Source organism: Cnuibacter sp. UC19_7 (assembly GCF_042699995.1).
In the GTDB taxonomy this organism is placed as follows: domain Bacteria; phylum Actinomycetota; class Actinomycetes; order Actinomycetales; family Microbacteriaceae; genus Cnuibacter.
This window is the reverse complement of record NZ_CP170560.1, coordinates 1410948-1428412: the sequence shown is the minus strand read 5'-3', so window position 1 is coordinate 1428412 and position 17465 is coordinate 1410948. Positions and strand designations below refer to the sequence as shown.

The 17465-nt window shown below is 69.7% G+C and carries 18 protein-coding genes; 10 read left to right on the top strand and 8 right to left on the bottom strand.

What is annotated here, in order from left to right; genetic code table 11:
- Positions 1 to 118 precede the first annotated feature (118 nt).
- On the bottom strand, positions 119 to 1066 hold the full coding sequence (locus ACFJGV_RS06675; protein WP_378147793.1) for an isopenicillin N synthase family dioxygenase: 948 nt from the start codon (positions 1064 to 1066) through the stop codon (positions 119 to 121).
- A 23-nt stretch (positions 1067 to 1089) separates the two neighbouring features.
- Positions 1090 to 2112, bottom strand: coding sequence for a LacI family DNA-binding transcriptional regulator (locus ACFJGV_RS06670; RefSeq protein ID WP_378147791.1), 1023 nt, complete (start codon positions 2110 to 2112; stop codon positions 1090 to 1092).
- A 379-nt stretch (positions 2113 to 2491) separates the two neighbouring features.
- Here ACFJGV_RS06670 and mmsA point away from each other — a divergent pair, with 379 nt between their 5' ends.
- The 10 genes from mmsA to menC all read left to right on the top strand — a co-directional run bounded on the left by mmsA (position 2492) and on the right by menC (position 13888).
- The gene (mmsA, locus tag ACFJGV_RS06665) at positions 2492 to 4012 is read left to right on the top strand and encodes a multiple monosaccharide ABC transporter ATP-binding protein (RefSeq protein WP_378147789.1); all 1521 of its coding nucleotides are present in this window, start codon (positions 2492 to 2494) and stop codon (positions 4010 to 4012) included.
- The gene (gene mmsB / locus ACFJGV_RS06660; RefSeq protein WP_378147787.1) at positions 4009 to 5364 is read left to right on the top strand and encodes a multiple monosaccharide ABC transporter permease; all 1356 of its coding nucleotides are present in this window, start codon (positions 4009 to 4011) and stop codon (positions 5362 to 5364) included. The genes mmsA and mmsB overlap by 4 nt, the downstream gene beginning before the upstream one ends.
- A gap of 51 nt (positions 5365 to 5415) precedes the next feature.
- On the top strand, positions 5416 to 6537 hold the full coding sequence (locus ACFJGV_RS06655) for a substrate-binding domain-containing protein (protein WP_378147786.1): 1122 nt from the start codon (positions 5416 to 5418) through the stop codon (positions 6535 to 6537).
- A gap of 148 nt (positions 6538 to 6685) precedes the next feature.
- Complete coding sequence (locus ACFJGV_RS06650) at positions 6686 to 7246, top strand: PadR family transcriptional regulator (protein ID WP_378147785.1); 561 nt, start codon at positions 6686 to 6688, stop codon at positions 7244 to 7246.
- 38 nt (positions 7247 to 7284) lie between these two features.
- On the top strand, positions 7285 to 8853 hold the full coding sequence (locus ACFJGV_RS06645; RefSeq protein ID WP_378147784.1) for a DHA2 family efflux MFS transporter permease subunit: 1569 nt from the start codon (positions 7285 to 7287) through the stop codon (positions 8851 to 8853).
- Positions 8854 to 9153: 300 nt separating this feature from the next.
- A complete protein-coding gene (locus ACFJGV_RS06640; RefSeq protein ID WP_378147782.1) occupies positions 9154 to 9687 on the top strand; it encodes a hypothetical protein in 534 nt (177 codons plus the stop codon).
- Positions 9688 to 9704: 17 nt separating this feature from the next.
- Positions 9705 to 10496 carry a CPBP family intramembrane glutamic endopeptidase gene (locus ACFJGV_RS06635; RefSeq protein WP_378147780.1) on the top strand — a complete coding sequence of 264 codons (792 nt, stop codon included), beginning with the start codon at positions 9705 to 9707 and terminating at the stop codon, positions 10494 to 10496.
- A 165-nt stretch (positions 10497 to 10661) separates the two neighbouring features.
- Positions 10662 to 11438, top strand: coding sequence for a phosphatase PAP2 family protein (locus tag ACFJGV_RS06630; protein ID WP_378147779.1), 777 nt, complete (start codon positions 10662 to 10664; stop codon positions 11436 to 11438).
- Positions 11439 to 11477: 39 nt separating this feature from the next.
- A complete protein-coding gene (locus tag ACFJGV_RS06625; protein ID WP_378147777.1) occupies positions 11478 to 12752 on the top strand; it encodes a saccharopine dehydrogenase family protein in 1275 nt (424 codons plus the stop codon).
- Between the two features lie 32 nt (positions 12753 to 12784).
- Complete coding sequence (gene menC, locus ACFJGV_RS06620) at positions 12785 to 13888, top strand: o-succinylbenzoate synthase (RefSeq protein WP_378148651.1); 1104 nt, start codon at positions 12785 to 12787, stop codon at positions 13886 to 13888.
- 54 nt (positions 13889 to 13942) lie between these two features.
- On the opposite strand, the gene ACFJGV_RS06615 is transcribed toward menC, so the two are convergent.
- From ACFJGV_RS06615 to ACFJGV_RS06590, 6 genes are all read right to left on the bottom strand, one after another.
- Complete coding sequence (locus ACFJGV_RS06615; RefSeq protein ID WP_378147776.1) at positions 13943 to 14539, bottom strand: hypothetical protein; 597 nt, start codon at positions 14537 to 14539, stop codon at positions 13943 to 13945.
- A 173-nt stretch (positions 14540 to 14712) separates the two neighbouring features.
- The gene (locus ACFJGV_RS06610; RefSeq protein ID WP_378147775.1) at positions 14713 to 15048 is read right to left on the bottom strand and encodes a PRC-barrel domain-containing protein; all 336 of its coding nucleotides are present in this window, start codon (positions 15046 to 15048) and stop codon (positions 14713 to 14715) included.
- Complete coding sequence (locus ACFJGV_RS06605) at positions 15035 to 15460, bottom strand: hypothetical protein (protein ID WP_378147773.1); 426 nt, start codon at positions 15458 to 15460, stop codon at positions 15035 to 15037. Before ACFJGV_RS06605 ends, ACFJGV_RS06610 begins: the two co-directional genes overlap by 14 nt.
- Positions 15457 to 16686: an Nramp family divalent metal transporter gene (locus ACFJGV_RS06600; RefSeq protein WP_378147771.1), complete on the bottom strand. Its 1230-nt coding sequence runs from the start codon at positions 16684 to 16686 to the stop codon at positions 15457 to 15459. The genes ACFJGV_RS06605 and ACFJGV_RS06600 overlap by 4 nt, the downstream gene beginning before the upstream one ends.
- The gene (locus tag ACFJGV_RS06595; protein ID WP_378147770.1) at positions 16683 to 17135 is read right to left on the bottom strand and encodes a hypothetical protein; all 453 of its coding nucleotides are present in this window, start codon (positions 17133 to 17135) and stop codon (positions 16683 to 16685) included. Before ACFJGV_RS06595 ends, ACFJGV_RS06600 begins: the two co-directional genes overlap by 4 nt.
- A 74-nt stretch (positions 17136 to 17209) precedes the next feature.
- Complete coding sequence (locus ACFJGV_RS06590; protein WP_378147769.1) at positions 17210 to 17455, bottom strand: hypothetical protein; 246 nt, start codon at positions 17453 to 17455, stop codon at positions 17210 to 17212.
- Positions 17456 to 17465 lie beyond the last annotated feature (10 nt).

Genomic DNA, 17465 nt, shown 5'->3' with positions numbered 1-17465 from the left:
GTAGGCCCGCATCCGGACGTCGTCAAGACCCACCGGTTCCGCGGTCTCTCTGACCTTTCGCGGGGTCAGTGGGCTCGCGAAAGGTCAGAGAGGCAGCGAAAGCGGGTGCGAGGTCGAGCTAGGCGACGGCCTTGCGGGTCTTGCCCGCGAGGTGCGGGCCGGCGAGCACCGGCTCGTAGCGCGCGCCGTCGCCCACGCAGGTGGGCAGGCACTCGATCACCTGCGAATAGTCGGCGTTGAAGAAGAACGGCATGCTCTGCCGTCGCGCCGATACGGCGGATCCCGCATCCGGATCGATCACGCGGTGCAGGGTCGAGGTCCAGCGGTCGTTGGTCCAGCGGGCCATGAGGTCGCCGATGTTGATGACGTAGGCGCCCTCGACCGGCGGGATGTCGATCCAGGAGTCGGTGGCCGCGTCGTGCACCTGGAGACCGGCGCGCCCGAGCTGCTGCCGGAGGATCGTGAGCGTCCCGTAGTCGGTGTGGGCGCCGGCGCGCAGCTGGCCGTCCTCCGGAGGAGCGGCCTGCTCGGGGTAGTCGATGACCCGGAGCGCGGCGGGGCTCCGGCTGGTCTTGTCGGCGAAGTAGTCGGCGTCGAGCCCGAGGCCCAGGGCGAAGATCGACAGCAGCCGGTGCGACAGCCCCTGCATCTCGCGGAAGTACGCTTCGGTGACGGGCCGCAGCTCGGGCAGGGCGGAGGGCCAGACGTTCGGCGCGAACAGCGCCGCCTCCGTCTCGTCGGCGTACGGGCCGGCGGGCGGCGTCGGCCAGCCCACGTTGATCGACTCCTTGAGATCGCCCGGTCCCATCCCGTCGAGGGAGTTGGCCAGCGACTCCACCGCCATCGGGAAGTACCCGTAGAGGCCCCCGGGGCTCCGCTCGATCTCCTTCTTCGCCTCGAGCGGCAGGTCGAAGAACGCGCGGGCGGTGTCCCAGCATCCGTCGGCGATCTCGGCGGGCACGCCGTGGCCCACGATCTGGAAGAAGCCCACGCTGCGCAGGGTCTCGTCGATCTCGCGGCCGACGGCGGCGGGATCCCGGTCGATGTCGATGACAGGCACGTCCATCACCCCACGCTAGTGCTCGCTGACTACGCCCGGGCGGGGATCTCGCCCGAGCCGCGGTGGACGAGGCGGGTGGGGACCTCGATGCGCTGGGTGGGGCCGTCGGGGTACTCGAGACGGTCGAGCGCCAGCCGGGCGGCGGCGCGACCGAGCTCGAGGGTGTCGTACGAGACCACCGAGATGCCGAGCACGTCGGCGAGGTCGAAGTCGTCGAAGCCGAAGAGGGCGATCGACTCCCGGCGCCGCTGGAGCTCGTGCAGGGCGCCCGCCGTGGCCCGGTTGTTGCCCGTGACGATGGCGGTGGGCGGGTCGGGGGAGTCGAGCAGTGACCGCACCGACTCCTGCACGTCGACCGACGGATCGTCGTACACGCGCTCCCAGCATCGGGTCTCGGTCACGCCGACCTCGCGCAGGGCCTCGCGGTAGCCCTCGAGGCGCTCGTCGACCGTGTGGAACGCCGACGGGTTGCTGACGAAGCCGATGCGCCGGTGGCCCAGCGCGGTGAGCGAGCGCACCGCCTCGGCCATGCCGTTGCGGTTGGCCAGCACCACGGTGTCGGCCACGAGATCGCGCGGAGGCCGGTCGACCCCGATGATCGGCGTGCCGAGCTGCCGTTCCCCCTCGAGGTAGGACTGGTCGTCGGCCACGGGGATGAGGAGCAGCGCTCGCACGCGCTGGGCCAGCAGCGAGTCGACCACCCTGGCCTCGCTGTCGGCCGAGTCGGCGGTCGTGGCCAGCAGCATGGTGAACCCGTGCTGCGACAGCTCACGCTCGATGCCGGCCGCGACGTGGAAGTAGAACGGGTTCTGGATGTCGCCGATGATGAAGGCGATCGTGTTGCTGACCCCGCCGCGCCGGAGGTCGCGGGCGAGGACGTTGGGGCGGAAGCGGAGGCGCTTGGCCGCCTCCATGACCTTCTGCTGGGTCTGGGGGGAGACCTTGGACGGATCCGAGAAGACGCGTGATACCGTCTTCGCGCTCACCCCGGAGAGGCGGGCCACGTCCTCCAGCCGGGCCCTGGCGTGTCGGGTGACGTCTCTGGCGTCCATGTCAGCGTTGGAACTCTCTCTTCGTCGAGGTCGCGTGCGCGGCGGCGGGCAGGTCGTCGGAGGTGCCCTCGCGGCGGTGGCGAGCGGATGCGGGGGTGCGACGGTGCTGTCGTCCGCTCTCGCGATCGAGGATCGACACTAGCAATGATGACGCGGAAGTCAACGTAGGACAGAGCCCTCTCCGGCACCGCCGATCGGATCGTGTTCTATTCGTTATCGGAGGATCCTGTCTCAGCTTGACGATGTGACCTAACGTTGCGATACTCGATCCTCGTCGTGCATGACATCGTTGACACGACAGCTCGAGTGGGAAGACCTCTCACCGTGCGCAGGCAAAGGAGCAGATATGCGCCCTGATGGCACGCCGCCCATTCTGGAGATGCGGTCCATCACCAAGGAGTTCCCCGGGGTCAAGGCCCTGGAGGATGTCTCCATCACCGTCCAGGCGGGCGAGATCCACGCCATCTGCGGTGAGAACGGTGCCGGGAAGTCGACCCTGATGAAGGTCCTGTCCGGTGTCTACCCGGCGGGGTCGTTCTCGGGTCAGATCTACTTCCAGGGCCAGGCGGTCGCGTTCCGCGACATCCGTGCCAGCGAGGATGCGGGGATCGCGATCATCCATCAGGAGCTCGCGCTCATCCCCGAGCTGTCGATCACCGAGAACATCTTCCTCGGCAACGAGGTCACCCGTTTCGGGCGCATCGACTGGGTCGAGCAGAAGGCCCGCGCGATCGAGCTGCTCGCCCGTGTCGGGCTCGAGGACGACCCCGACACGCAGATCAAGAACCTCGGTGTGGGCAAGCAGCAGCTGGTCGAGATCGCGAAGGCGCTGTCGAAGAACGTGAAGCTCCTCATCCTCGATGAGCCGACCGCGGCGCTGAACGAGGACGACTCGCAGCACCTGCTCGACCTCATCCTGGGCCTGAAGGGCCGCGGGATCGCGTCGATCATGATCAGCCACAAGCTGAACGAGATCGAGCGGATCTCCGACTCGATCACGATCATCCGCGACGGCAAGACGGTCGAGACCCTCGACGTCCACGCCGGCGGCGTCGACGAGGACCGCATCATCCGCGGCATGGTGGGGCGTTCGCTCGCCTCCCGCTTCCCCGAGCGCCACGCCACGATCGGCGAGGTCTTCTTCGAGGTCCGCGACTGGACGGTGCAGCACCCGCAGATCGCCGAGCGCCTCGTCGCGAAGCACTCCAATCTCTACGTCCGTCGTGGTGAGGTGGTCGGTCTCGCCGGCCTCATGGGCGCCGGCCGCACCGAGCTGGCGATGAGTCTGTTCGGCCGTTCGTACGGCACGTACCTCGAGGGTGAGGTGATCAAGGACGGCAAGTCGATCACCATGCGCGACGTGCCCTCCGCCATCCGTCACGGTCTGGCGTACGTGAGCGAGGACCGCAAGGTGCTCGGCCTCAACCTGCTCGACACCATCGAGCGCTCGATCGTCTCGGCGAAGCTGTCGAAGATCGCCCCGCGCGGCGTGGTCGACGCCTACAAGGAGCACGAGGTCGCGGAGGACTACCGCGGCAAGCTCCGGATCAAGACGCCCAGCGTCGAGGTCGGCGTCTCGAAGCTCTCGGGTGGCAATCAGCAGAAGGTCGTGCTGGCGAAGTGGATGTTCACCGACCCCGACCTGCTGATCCTCGACGAGCCCACCCGTGGCATCGACGTGGGCGCCAAGTACGAGATCTACACGATCATCCAGGAGCTCGCGGCGCAGGGTAAGGGCATCATCCTCATCTCGAGCGAGCTGCCCGAGCTGCTCGGCATGGCCGACCGCATCTACACGGTCTTCGAGGGCAGCATCACCGACGAGATCACCGCGTCCGACGCGACTCCCGAGAACCTCATGCGCAGCATGACGAGCGAGAAGAAGAAGGCACAGGCATGACCACCACCACCGACACGTCCGCGCCGAAGAAGTCGGGCGGCCTGGCCGACATCAAGAAGGTGTTCGGCCGCAGCCAGTCCACGGCTCGCCAGTTCGGCATCCTGGGCTCGCTGATCGTCATCATCGTGCTGTTCGAGATCCTCACCGGAGGGCTCACGCTCTCGCCGACGAACCTCATCAACGTCGTGCAGCAGTACTCCTACATCCTGATCCTCGCGATCGGCATGGTGATGGTCATCATCATGGGTCACATCGACCTGTCGGTCGGATCGGTGGCGGCGTTCGTCGGCATCGTGGTCGCCAAGTCGATGGCCGACTGGAACCTCCCCTGGCCGCTCGCGATCGTGCTCGGCCTCGTCGTCGGCGCGCTGATCGGCGCCTGGCAGGGCTTCTGGGTGGCGTACGTCGGGGTCCCGGCGTTCATCGTGACCCTGGCCGGCATGCTCATCTTCCGTGGCGCCAACCAGGTCGTCGGCCAGTCGACCACCACCCCGGTGCCCCAGGACTTCGGCAAGATCGGCGCCGGTTACCTGCCCGAGATCCCCGGACTGGGCCTGCCCTTCAACTTCCTCACCATGGTGCTGGGCCTCCTCGGCGTCGTCTGGATCGTCTTCAACGAGATCCGCCTGCGCCGCCGCCAGCACAAGACCGGCTCCGACTCGGCGCCCGTGTGGGTGTCGATCGTCAAGGTCGTCATCATCTCGGCAATCGTCCTCGCCGCGGCGTACCTGTTCGCCACCGGTCGTGTGGGCACGAGCTTCCCGATCTCCGGCATCATCCTCGTCGTGCTCGTGATCATCTACACGTTCATCACGAACAACACCACCTTCGGTCGCCGCATCTACGCGGTGGGTGGCAACCGTCTCGCCGCGACGCTGTCCGGTGTGAAGGACCGCCGGGTCGACTTCTTCGTCATGATGAACATGTCGGTGCTCGCCGCCCTCGCGGGCATGATCTTCATCGCCCGCTCCACCGCCTCCGGCCCGCAGGACGGCAACGGCTGGGAGCTCGACGCCATCGCCGCGGTCTTCATCGGCGGCGCGGCGGTCTCGGGCGGCATCGGCACGGTGATCGGGTCGATCATCGGTGGCCTCGTCATGGCGTTCCTCAACAACGGCCTCCAGCTGCTGGGTGTCGGCGCCGACTACGTGTCCATCATCAAGGGCCTCGTGCTCCTGCTCGCCGTCGGCGTCGACGTGCTCAGCAAGGCGAGCGGGCGTCCGTCCATCCTCGGCATCTGGTCGTCGCGCCGCCGTGCGCGCTCGGCTGAAGGCCCCACCGAGCCCCCGACCGTTCTGCCAACGGCCGGAACGAACGAGACGAGTCAGCCGGCCGACGTGACGCGCTCCTAGCGCCACGCCACCGAATCCGTCTCACCACCACCAAGAGAGAGTGATCAATCAATGAAGAGAATCGCTTTGGCAGCGACCGCCCTCGCGGCGGCCGCAGCGCTGACGCTCGCCGGTTGCTCGAGCAACGACCGCGGCGGCTCGGGCGACAGCACCGACGCAGCGAGCGCGGGCTTCCCGGCCGACTCCACCATCGGCGTCGCGCTGCCCGACAAGACCTCGGAGAACTGGGTTCTCGCCGGTGACCTGTTCACCAAGGGCCTCGAGGACGCCGGCTTCAAGGCCGACGTGCAGTACGCCCCCGCCTCGAACACCGTCGCGGAGCAGCAGAACCAGATCTCGGCCATGGTCACCAACGGCGCCAAGGTCATCGTCATCGGCGCGAAGGACGGCAAGCAGCTGGGCACCCAGCTCCAGCAGGCCGCCGACGCCGGCGTCAAGATCATCGCGTACGACCGCCTGATCGAGAACACCCCGAACGTCGACTACTACGTCGCCTTCGACAACTACAAGGTCGGTGAGCTGCAGGGCCAGGCCCTCCTCGACGGTCTCGCGGCTCGCTCGGGCCACGGCGCCCCGTGGAACATCGAGCTGTTCTCCGGCTCGCCCGACGACGCCAACTCGGCGGTCTTCTTCAACGGCGCGATGAGCGTGCTGCAGCCGAAGATCGACGACGGCACCCTCGTCGTGGGCTCGGGTCAGACCGACATCAACCAGACCGCGACCCAGGGCTGGAAGGCCGAGAACGCACAGTCCCGCATGGACTCGCTGCTGACCTCGACCTACGGCTCGAAGACGCTCGACGGCGTGCTGTCCCCGAACGACACCCTCGCCCGCGCCATCCTCACCTCGGTGCAGCAGGCCGGCAAGGACGTCAAGACGTTCACCGTCACGGGTCAGGACTCGGAGGCCGAGTCGGTCAAGTCGATCATGGCCGGAGACCAGTACTCCACCATCAACAAGGACACCACGCTCCTCGTCGACCAGACCATCAAGATGATCCAGGACCTCCAGAAGGGCCAGGAGGCCGAGGTCAACGACACCGAGCAGTACGACAACGGCGTGAAGGTCGTTCCCGCGTACCTGCTCCCCCCGGTGATCGTCACCAAGGAGAACGCGGCCGAGGCGTACGCCAACAGCCCCTCGCTCCTCGCGATCGTCAACGGCCAGGGCTGATTTCCAGCTCTCGCTCCGGAAGCCCCTCGTCCTTCGGGACGGGGGGCTTCCTCGTTGTCGGAGGGCTTCCTCGCTGTCGGGCGGATGCGCGACTTGCGCTGAGCTAGCCCGTGCCGTATATTCCATGTGGAATAGTCAACCTGGAGGAATGATGGCGGAGCTCACCACACTCGCGGTGGCGGCGCTGTCCCTGCTCGTCGAGGCCCCGATGCATCCGTACGAGATGTTCCAGACCATGACGCTGCGTCAGACGGACCAGCTCGTGAAGGTGCGCCCCGGGTCGCTCTACCACACGGTCGCGCGGCTCGAGCGTGACGGGCTGGCCCGTGAGGTCGGCACGTCGCGGGAGGGCAACCGTCCCGAGCGCACCACCTACGAGATCACCGAGGCGGGCAGGGATGCGCTCCAGGAGCGCCTCACCACGATGCTCGCGTCGCCCGTCCCCGCCTACCCGGAGTTCGCCCTCGCGCTCGCCGAGGCGCACAACCTCCCACTCGATCAGGTGCGCGCCCTCCTCGAGCGGCGCGTCGACAGCCTCCGTGCCGAGTTGGTGGGCGTCGACGGAGGAGTGGGCCGGGTGCTCGCGAAGGACCTGCCCCGCCGGTTCTGGATCGAGGCGCAGTACCGGCGCACCGTGCTCGAGAGCGAGATCGACTGGATCGACTCGCTGCTCTCCGACCTGGCCGACGGCTCCCTTCCCTGGGACTGACCGGCCCCTCCGAACCCCTGTACAGAGAGAGATCCCTCGTGGACACCACCGTCAAGCCCTGGCCCGCCCTCTGGTCGCTGGTCATCGGGTTCTTCATGATCCTCATCGACACCACCATCGTGTCGGTGGCGAACCCCGCCATCATGGAGGGGCTCGCGACCGACATCAACGCGGTCATCTGGGTGACGAGCGCGTACCTGCTGGCCTACGCCGTGCCGCTCCTCATCACCGGCCGTCTCGGAGACCGCTTCGGCCCGAAGAACATCTACCTCACCGGGCTCGTCGTCTTCACGGCCGCCTCGGCCTGGTGCGGCCTCTCGACGAGCATCGGCATGCTCATCGTCGCCCGCGCCGTGCAGGGCCTCGGCGCCGCGCTCATGGCGCCGCAGACGCTCTCCGTCATCACCCGCATCTTCCCGCCCGAGCGCCGGGGCGCGGCCATGGGCCTCTGGGGATCCGTGGCGGGCATCGCGATGCTCGTGGGTCCGGTCGCCGGCGGGCTCCTCGTCGACGGGCTCGGCTGGGAGTGGATCTTCTTCATCAACGTCCCCGTGGGCATCGCCGGCTTCATCCTCGCCGCGATCTACGTGCCGAAGCTCAAGACCCACTCGCACCGCTTCGACATCCCCGGCGTCATCCTCAGCGCGGTCGGCATGTTCCTGCTCGTCTTCGGCATCCAGGAGGGCGAGACGTACGACTGGGGGACGATCGTCGGCCCGATCAGCGTCTGGTCGCTGATCATCGCCGGCATCGTCGTGCTCGCGCTGTTCGTGGTGTGGCAGGCCGTGCAGAAGCGCAGCGAGCCGCTGCTGCCGCTCGCTCTGTTCCGCGACCGCAACTTCTCGTTGGCCAACACCGCGATCTCGCTGGTCGGGTTCACGGTGACCTGCATGTCGCTGCCGCTGGTCTTCTACTTCCAGATCGTCCGCGGCTTCACGCCCACGCAGTCGGCGCTGATGCTGGTGCCCATGGCAGTCATCGCCGGTGGCCTGGCGCCCGTCGTGGGCCGCGCGCTCAACCGCGTGGACCCGCGCCCGATCGCCGTGCTCGCGCTGATCTTCCTCGCTGCGGGCCTGGCCTGGTACGCCCTGCTGCTCCACGCCGACACCCCGGTCTGGATGCTGCTGCTGCCCTCCGCCCTGCTCGGTCTGGCCAATGCGGGCATGTGGGCACCGATCTCCAACACCGCCACCCGGAACCTGGCACCGAAGGATGCGGGTGCGGGCTCGGGTGTGTTCAACACGACGAGGCAGATCGGATCGGTGCTGGGCAGTGCGTCGATCGCCGTGCTGATCCAGGCGCGACTGTCGGCCGAGCTTCCCGGGATGGGCGAGTTCAGCGGCTCCGAGGCGTCGTCGGGTCAGTCGCTGCCCGCGCAGCTGCAGGACGGCTTCTCCACCGCCATGGCGCAGTCACTGATCATGCCGGCGATCGTGGCCCTGGTCGCCGCCGTGGTGGTCTTCTTCTTCGCCCGGCGCAAGGCGGCGACGGGATGGTCGGCTCCGCAGGCCGCCGGGGGTGCTCCCACCGGCGCCGTGCCCGCCACGGCCGGCGAGGCCCCTGCTGCGGCCGCTCCGGTGAGAGTGGAGAACGCCACCGAGCGCTGACCCGCGATTCCCCTCTTGCGCTGCGACCTCCGACACGTGTAACGTCGGGGGTCGCAGCGTTCTGCTGCCAGACGAACGGAAGAGGTGAGCTCCATGACCCCAGTGATCATCGCGCTTCCCCCGTTCGCTTCGAAGCACTGAGTCGACTCCGTCCTCAGTCGCTTCCCCCGGCCGGGAGATCCGATCGGCTTCGCCGCGTCCATGACGCGCTGACGCGCCGACCGAGCATCCCCGGCACGAACGCCAGGAAGCGCCTTCCCCCTCCTCTCCTCCACTCATCCACGCCCGGAAGGCTCCCTCATGTTCAGATCATCGAACCGATCCGACGACGTGTCGTTGATCGGGTTCGCCTCTGTCGATCCCGTCTCCTGGGTCGACGCCTCACGGCTCCGCGACGGATTCGCGACCGGCAGCTACCGCCGGGAGTGGACGTGGCTCGCGGAGATCGACGACCGTCCCGTGGCCCGCGCCGTCTGGTGGGGGCCCTCGGGCGCCGTGCACCCGCTGGCGCTGCACTGCGTGATCGTCGACCCGACCGTCCCGAACCCCGAGCTGTGGGCCGCGGCCCTCATCCGCTCGGCCCACCGGGCTTACCTCGCCGCGGGTGCGGTGCTCGAGCCCGACGTGGTCATCCACGCCGGGCCCGGGTGGCGCGACGACCCGGTGGCGACGGCCGCGGTGTCGTGGCGCATGCAGGCGGCGCTCGACGCGGGCCTGGCACTCGCCTCGGAGACGGAGACCGCCGACGGACGCACCCGGCTCGTGCTGTCGTCGGTGCCCGGCGTGGCGGCGGTGCACCCGGTGCCGGTCCCGTCGGGCCCGGCGACCTCCTGACCGGTAGCGTGGGTGGGGTGAGCGATCGCCCATCCCACCCGCGCTGGGGTCTCGTCGACGCCGCGGCCGGCGTGGTCGCCTTCGCCGGGGTGTCGCTCATCGTCCTCTCGATCGACAGGCTGCCGGGCATCGCCGGTGACCCCCGGCTGCAGTGGGGCGTCGATCAGGTGGTGGCCGGATGGCTGCCCATCCTCGCGGTGGTCCTGGTGGCCTCGTACCTCCGCGGTCGGCGGAGCCTCGGCGCCGACTTCGGATTGGCTCTCCGTCCGCTCGATCTCGCGATCGGCCTGCTCGCCGGCATCCTGCTGCGCTTCGGCGCGGTCGGCATCGCCGAGGTGGTGCGGATCGCGACGGGCGGACCGCCGGTGCCCTTCTCGCAGAGCGCGGGCAGCGACATCGGCTGGTTCCTCCTCACCTCGGTGCTCGCGGCGTCGATCGTGACGCCCGTGATCGAGGAGCTGTACTTCCGCGGGCTCGTGCTGGGGGCGCTCCGCAATGCGGTGCTCGGCCGAGCCGCCCTCACCCCGGGCGAGGTGCCCTCGGCAGCATCGGTCGCGCGCGTGCGCGCTGCCGGAGCGGTGGCGGTGCTCGGTTCGGCCCTGCTCTTCACCGCGTTCCACCTCGAGGGCCTGCCCACCACCTCGGAGGGCGTGTCGCGGCTCGTCATCCTCTTCCTCGTCGGCGTGGTGCTCGGCAGCCTCGCGCTCTTCACCCGCCGTCTCGGCCCCTCCGTCGTCGCCCACGCGGTGTTCAACGTCTCCGTCGCGGTGCTCGCCCTCCTCACCCCCGCCGCATCCGGCCTCTCCTGACCCGCCCCCGCTCGTCCTCTCGGCTGGGCGGATGCGGATGTGACAGTCGTGGTGGCCTCGCGTCCCCGGGGGCCGCCACGAGTGCCAGATCCGGACGGCCGCGGGCGGAGCCCTGCCGAGCGTCGGCTGGGGGCGGGGTGGGCCTCGCCGTGCCAGGGTGAAGGGATGGCAGACGAGGAGGCGGGGCGACCGCCCTCACCCGGGGAACAGCACCCCTCGGTGAAGGAGGACGTCCACGCGCTGGCGACGGGCAAGGCGGAGGACGTCGTCCCCGTCGTGGTGGCGCGCCGGTGGCCCGTCGTCTCGGCGTCGGTGGCGGTGCTCATGGTGCTCCTGCTCGGCGGGCTCCTCCTGCTGCGGCAGGGCACGGCGCCGTTCGAGATCGACACCGAGTGGATGGACGAGATCATCGAGCACCGATCGCCCATCTGGGAGGGTCCGTCGCTCGTGATGAACTCGCTCGGCGGCGGGTGGATCGCGATCATCCTCGTGCCCGTCCTCGCCATCACGGCACTGCTCGTCTTCCGTCGCCGCTGGGCGGCGCTCTACCTCGCCCTCGCCCTCGCGGTGAGCGCGGGAGTGGTGCAGATCCTCAAGAACGTCGTCGGGCGGACCCGCCCGCCGGACATGCTCGTGACGAGCGACTACGGTTCATTCCCCTCGGGGCATACAGCCAACGCGGCCACCCTCACGGTCGTGTTCGGACTCGTGTTCTGGCGGCTGTGGGTGTGGCTCGCCGGCGTCGCGTACACGATCCTCATGCTGCTGAGCCGCACGTACCTCGGTGCGCACTGGCTCACCGACACGATCGGCGGCCTGCTGCTGGGCGCGGGCCTGGCAGTGCTGATCTGGGCGCCGTTCGCCCTCAGGCTGAGACGGGAACGAGACGGCGACCACCGCCCGATCTGGATCCGCGCCCGCGAGACGACGGGTTCTCACTGAAGGGATGCGCGCACGGAGCCGCACCGCTACCGTTCAGACATGAGGATCCTGCTCGTCGGTGCCGGGGGCGTGGGTGACGCGATCGCGAAGATCGCCGCACGCCGTGACTTCTACGACCTGCTGGTGGTGACCGACTACGACCCCGCACGGGCCGAGCGCACGGTCGCCTGGGTGCGCGAGCATCACGGCGATGAGGTCGCGGCGAGGTTCGTCGCCGACCGGATCGACGCGTCCTCGGCCGACGACGTGGCCGAGGTCGCGCGGCGGCACCAGGCGACGCACGTCATGAACGCGGTCGAGCCGAAGTTCGTCGAGACGATCTTCGCGGGAGCGTTCGCGGCGGGCGCCGACTACCTGGACATGGCCATGAGCTTGTCGCATCCGCACCCCGAGCATCCGCACTCGGAGACCGGCGTGAAGCTCGGCGATGCGCAGTTCGCGCAGGCTGCCGCCTGGGAGGGCGCCGGGCGGCTCGCGCTCGTGGGCATGGGGGTCGAACCGGGCCTCTCCGACGTGTTCGCGCGCTACGCCGCCGACGAGCTGTTCGACCGCATCGACGAGCTCGGCACCCGCGACGGCGCGAATCTCGTGGTGCGCGACGAGAACGGCGAGGAGGTCTTCGCGCCCAGCTTCAGCATCTGGACGACCATCGAGGAGTGCCTCAACCCGCCCGTGATCTGGGAGAAGGACCGCGGCTGGTACACCACGCCGCCGTTCTCCGAGCCCGAGGTGTTCGACTTCCCCGACGGGATCGGTCCGGTCGAGTGCGTCAACGTCGAGCACGAGGAGGTGCTCCTGATGCCGCGCTGGGTCGATGCGCAGCGGGTGACCTTCAAGTACGGACTCGGTGAGCAGTTCATCGGCATCCTCAAGACCCTGCACACGCTCGGCCTCGACAGGACCGAGCCCGTGCGCGTGCGGAGCGCGAACGGGCCGGTCGAGGTGGCCCCGCGCGACGTGGTCGCGGCCGGCCTGCCGGATCCGGCGACCCTCGGGCCGCGGATGACCGGGAAGACCTGCGCGGGCCTCTACGTCACGGGCACGGGCAAGGACGGCGCCCCGCGAGCGGTGTACCTCTACCACGTGAGCGACAACGAGTGGACGATGCGGGAGTACGAGAGCCAGTGCGTGGTGTGGCAGACCGCTCTCAACCCCGTCGTCGCGCTCGAGCTCCTCGCCACCGGAGCCTGGCAGGGCGCGGGGGTGCTCGGGCCCGAGGCGTTCCCCGCCTCGCCGTTCCTCGAGCTCATGGCCCGGCCGGAGGCGGAGGGTGGCTACGGACAGGCCTGGGGCCTCGAGGAGCGCTCGGCGTGACCGACCCTTCACGTCCGGATCCCGCCGCGCCGCTGCCCGTGGAGGCGGTGGAGCTGCATCGGATCGCGATGCCGCTGGTGCGTCCGTTCCAGACGAGCTTCGGTACGCAGACCGCACGCGACGTGCTGCTCGTGCGGGTGATGACCGAGGCGGGGGAGGGCTGGGGCGAGTGCGTCGCCATGGAGCATCCCGTGTACTCGAGCGAGTATGTCGAGGGCGTTCACGCGGTGCTGCGCGACTACCTGGCGCCCACGGTGCTCCGCGCCGGATCGGTGCGCGCGGAGGACGTCGCCCCGCTGACGCGCTTCGTGATCGGCCACCGGATGGCGAAGGCGGCCCTCGAGACCGCCGTGCTCGATGCCACCCTCCGCGCGGCGGGGATGTCGTTCGCACGGCGCTTCGGAGCGACCGCCTCCGAGGTCGCCTGCGGTGTCTCGGTGGGCATCGCCGCGAGCATCCCGGAGCTCCTCGACGAGGTGTCGGGTTACGTCGACGCCGGTTACCGCCGCATCAAGCTCAAGGTGAAGCCCGGATGGGACCTCGAACCGGTGGCGGCCGTCCGCGACCTCATCGGAGACCTGCCTCTGCAGGTCGACGCGAACACCGCGTACACCGCCGCCGACATCGACCACATCCGCGAGCTCGACGCGTTCGGCCTGCTGCTCATCGAGCAGCCGTTCGTCGAGGAGGACATCGCCTCGCACGTGCGACTGGCGCGGGCGATCGACACCCCCGTCTGCCTCGACGAGTCGATCGTGTCGTGCGAGGTGGCGATCGACGCGATCGAGCGCGACGCCACCAGCGTCGTCAACATCAAGGCCGGCCGGGTGGGCGGATACCTCGAGTCGCTGCGCATCCACGACGCCTGCCTCGACCGCGACGTGGCCGTGTGGTGCGGGGGCATGCTCGAGACGGGCATAGGGCGTGCCGCGAACGTCGCGCTCGCGGCGCTGCCCGGATTCACCCTCCCGGGCGACACCTCCGCCTCCGACCGCTACTTCGCGGAGGACCTCACCGAGCCGTTCGTGCTCGACGACGGCAGGCTCCCGGTGCCCACCGGGCCGGGCAGCGGGGTCGATGTGCGGACCGAGCTCGTCACAGCCTGGGCCACGCGGGCGCCAGAGCTCATCCGCTGACGCAGTCCGTGGGCCGTCAGGGCGCGGGCGCCGCGGGAGCCGGGCGGTGGACCGTCAGCGGAGGACGAACACGTCGGGTGACATGAGCAGGATCAGCACGAGCGCGAGCAGGGCGAGGACGCCGGCGATCGAGAGACCGCCCGCCAGAGGGAAGCGCTCGAACCAGTAGAGCAGCTCGGGTGACTGCGTGCGCAGGCCGCGCCAGGTCAGCGGATCCTCGGGCCGGCGCACCGGCACGCCGAACGCCGCGGCGACGGTGTCCATGTCCTCCGCGCTCCAGAACTGGCCGCGCATCCGCATGAGGAGCTCGCCCGCCGCGTCGACCACGAAGAGCTGCCGGTCGGTCTCCGCCGTGCTGCCGCGGTAGACGTCGACGACGAGCACGGCGGCGATCCGCTTCGCGGGGATGCGGTTGTCGCGCCGGAAGAAGCCGCGCTCGACCATGCCGTCGTGGGAGATGCAGATCCGTGCGCTCCTGACGAGGTACCAGCCGAGGCAGTAGATCGCCGTCACGAAGGCCAACGCCACGAGGACGCGCAGCCAGGTGCCGCGGGGGATCGAGAACCAGAGCATGGCGGCAAGGATCGGCACGGTGAGCGCCGCCGCGACGAGTCTGGCCTGCGCGAGGATCTGGGCGCGGGGCCGTAACACGATCTCGCCCTGCCCGGGGTTCGGGCTCGGGCGGCGGCGGGGGGCTGGCGGGGCCACGGTCTGCTCGCTCACGGGCACGAGCGTAGGGGAGCCTCGCGCGCCGCGGTAGCGGCCATCCGGGGGACAAATGCGGCGGCCCGTCTGAAGGAGACGGCGGCCCGCGGCGGCCCCGGTCAGCCCTCGAGGGACGGCGATCGGCGCTGGAAGCCGGGACGCAGGTCCACTCGCCCCTCCGAGAGCCGGGCGATGTCGTCCCAGGCCACGAAGAAGCTGCCGCGGTGCCGACGGCGCAGGAGGTCGGCGATCAACCAGGGCCGACGATCGGCGGTCCGCTCGTACCCGAGGAACGACGACCCCGACCGCGGGCTCACCACGAAGCCCGCGAGCCTCGCGTCGGCGAGGAGCTCGCCGGGAGCGCCATCGATGACGAAGCGGGCGTCGATCACGCGGCCCAGCATCCGCCCCTCGGAGTCGTGCACCTCGTTCTTCAGCAGGTCACTCAGGATCATGGCGGCCTCCGGGGATGCGGGCGATGACGTGATCGCGCAGCCAGCGCTCGGTCCAGGTGACGTCGAGCTGGGCGCCGCGGACACCGAGGCGGACCACCGTGCCGACGTCGGCGATGTGGCGCCACGCCACGCGGTGGAGTCGAGAGGAGGGCGGCCGTCCGCCGAAGATGCGGGTCGCGAGCACGGGGCCGCTGAGGAGCGCCGTGATGACGGGTGGGGCGGTCCCCTCCGGGATGGGGGCGTCCGTCGGCACGTCGCTGAGCTCGACGTCGTCGACGACGACCACCGGGACCTCGTCGACGTCGAGCACCTGGCGATCGAGGAGGTGCAGCTGCGCCTCGACCACCTGACCGCCGTAGTGTTCCGGCGGGGACAGCGGATCGTGGATCCCCTCGACCCTGCGCCGCCTCACGATCCCATCCCCGTGACGATCATGAGTGGGATCGCCGCCACCGCGGCGACGACGATGATGGCGAGGTAGACCAGGCCGACCGCGTTCGTGAGCCGGCCGTTCACGTCGTCGCCCATGTACTGCCGGTCGTTCGCGACGATGAGGATCGGCAGGTACGTCAGGGGCAGCGCGACGGCGGAGAACACCACGGAGAACTCGGTCACGGCGACGGGATCGACGCCGGTCGCGAGGATGCCGATGCCCACCAGGAGGCAGATGATCATCGCGACGTGGAACCTGGCGGCCTGGGCGGGGCGCCGGAACTTGCCCCACGACCACCCGAAGAACTGGGCGAGCGTGTACCCGCTCGACAGCGTGGTCTCCAGGGCCGCGCCGAACGTGGCCGCGACGATGCCGACCAGCACGAACGCCAGCGCGATCTTCCCGCCGGCCTCGGCCACGGGCAGGATCACCTGGGACAGCGAGGTCACCTCGATCGCCCGCGGCAGCAGCACGATCGCGGCGCAGGCGGCGATCGAGACCGACAGCAGCCCGCCGAGGGGGAAGCCGATGAGGACGTTCACCCTCGACTGGGAGATGTCCTTCCGGCCCCACTTCTCCTCCACCGCGCCCGACGAGAAGAAGAAGACCTCGTACGGGGTCATCGCCGCCCCGAACAGCGCGATCGCGTAGTACCAGTAGGTGGTGCTCTCCTCGGTCTCAGGCACCGTCGGCGCCAGAGCCTGGCCGGCGAGCTGATTCCAATCCGGGTGGAGCAGGAAGACCGCGACGGCGAACACGATGAGCGCGAGGCCGAGGAGACCGGTGACGTTCTCCATGATCGAGAATCTCACCCGCCAGATCACCAGCCAGACGGCGAAGGCGGCCACCGGGATCCAGAGCATCGGCGAGACGCTCGAGGCCAGCTGCAGGGCCAGGGCCACGCCGCCGACCTCCGCCGTGAGGGTCAGGAGGTTGATGAGGAACGAGGCGGCCAGGTTGGCCAGCCCGGCACGGGGGCCGAGGCGCTCGCGGATGATCTCGAAGGTCGCCCGGCCGCTGACCGCCGCGACGCGGCCGGACATCTGCGCGAACAGGCAGATGCCGATGACCCCGACGACCACCACCCAGACGAGCGAGAGACCGAAGCGCGACCCCACCACCGCGTTCGTGACGAGGTCGCCGATGTCGACGAACCCGCCGATCGCGGTGAGCACGCCGAGGGCCACTCCGAGCAGGCGCTTCACTGCAGTCCCTTCGACTCGGCGCTGAGCGTGGACGCGGCGTCCGCCGCCGCCCGCAGCTGCTGCGCGGCCGCGTCGAGCCCGGCGCCGTCGGCGGAGAGGCTCTCCCTCACGCCGTCGATCGCGTCGGCGACCCGCCCCGCGGTCTCGAGCACACGATCACGGAGGCCGGCCTCGTCACCCTGGTGCACATCCGCCTCGAGCAACTGTGTCTGGGCATCGGTGACCTCGGTGAGCGAGTCCTCGAGGGTGGTCGCGGTGACGCTCGTGAGCGTCCTCTGGGCTTGTAGCTGCTGGACGGAGAGCAGAGCGCTCTGGGCAGCGGAGGCCACCTGGTCGGAGGAGCGCGCGAGGTCGCCCGCCACACCGCCCGAGGTCGTGGTGCAGGCGCTGACGAGGAGCGCGATCGTGACGAGCAGGATCGTGGTGGCGGAGGAGCGCCGGACGTGCATCCTCTCACCGTGCTCTTCCGGACCCGGAGTGGCAACGGCCTTGCGCACGGGCGGCCGGTCTCGCCCGTGCCAGGTCAGGGCCGGTCGCGCTCGGCGATCCGGGTGCGGAGCTCCTCGACGTCGACGTCGATCTCGCCCACGTCGTCGGGACCGCCCTCGCCGGGGAGGCTCTTCACCGCATCCTGGTCGATGTCGTCGTCGTCGAGCGCCTTCGAGTCGGCCGGATCGGCCTGGGCGCGCTCCGTCTCGACCCCGCTGGAGGGGCTGTACGACATGTCCTTCTCGACGGTGTCCTCGTCGTTTCCGCTCTGGATAGCCATACCGGCGACG

Coding starts and splice junctions, on each gene's coding strand:
- ACFJGV_RS06630 (WP_378147779.1), top strand. CDS start 10,662: ATGGCAGACGAGGAGGCGGGGCGACCGCCCTCACCCGGGGAACAGCAC.
- ACFJGV_RS06640 (WP_378147782.1), top strand. CDS start 9,154: ATGTTCAGATCATCGAACCGATCCGACGACGTGTCGTTGATCGGGTTC.
- ACFJGV_RS06670 (WP_378147791.1), bottom strand. CDS start 2,112: ATGGACGCCAGAGACGTCACCCGACACGCCAGGGCCCGGCTGGAGGAC.
- ACFJGV_RS06655 (WP_378147786.1), top strand. CDS start 5,416: ATGAAGAGAATCGCTTTGGCAGCGACCGCCCTCGCGGCGGCCGCAGCG.
- mmsA (WP_378147789.1), top strand. CDS start 2,492: ATGCGGTCCATCACCAAGGAGTTCCCCGGGGTCAAGGCCCTGGAGGAT.
- ACFJGV_RS06650 (WP_378147785.1), top strand. CDS start 6,686: ATGATGGCGGAGCTCACCACACTCGCGGTGGCGGCGCTGTCCCTGCTC.
- ACFJGV_RS06625 (WP_378147777.1), top strand. CDS start 11,478: ATGAGGATCCTGCTCGTCGGTGCCGGGGGCGTGGGTGACGCGATCGCG.
- ACFJGV_RS06675 (WP_378147793.1), bottom strand. CDS start 1,066: ATGGACGTGCCTGTCATCGACATCGACCGGGATCCCGCCGCCGTCGGC.
- ACFJGV_RS06590 (WP_378147769.1), bottom strand. CDS start 17,455: ATGGCTATCCAGAGCGGAAACGACGAGGACACCGTCGAGAAGGACATG.
- ACFJGV_RS06610 (WP_378147775.1), bottom strand. CDS start 15,048: ATGATCCTGAGTGACCTGCTGAAGAACGAGGTGCACGACTCCGAGGGG.
- mmsB (WP_378147787.1), top strand. CDS start 4,009: ATGACCACCACCACCGACACGTCCGCGCCGAAGAAGTCGGGCGGCCTG.
- ACFJGV_RS06595 (WP_378147770.1), bottom strand. CDS start 17,135: ATGCACGTCCGGCGCTCCTCCGCCACCACGATCCTGCTCGTCACGATC.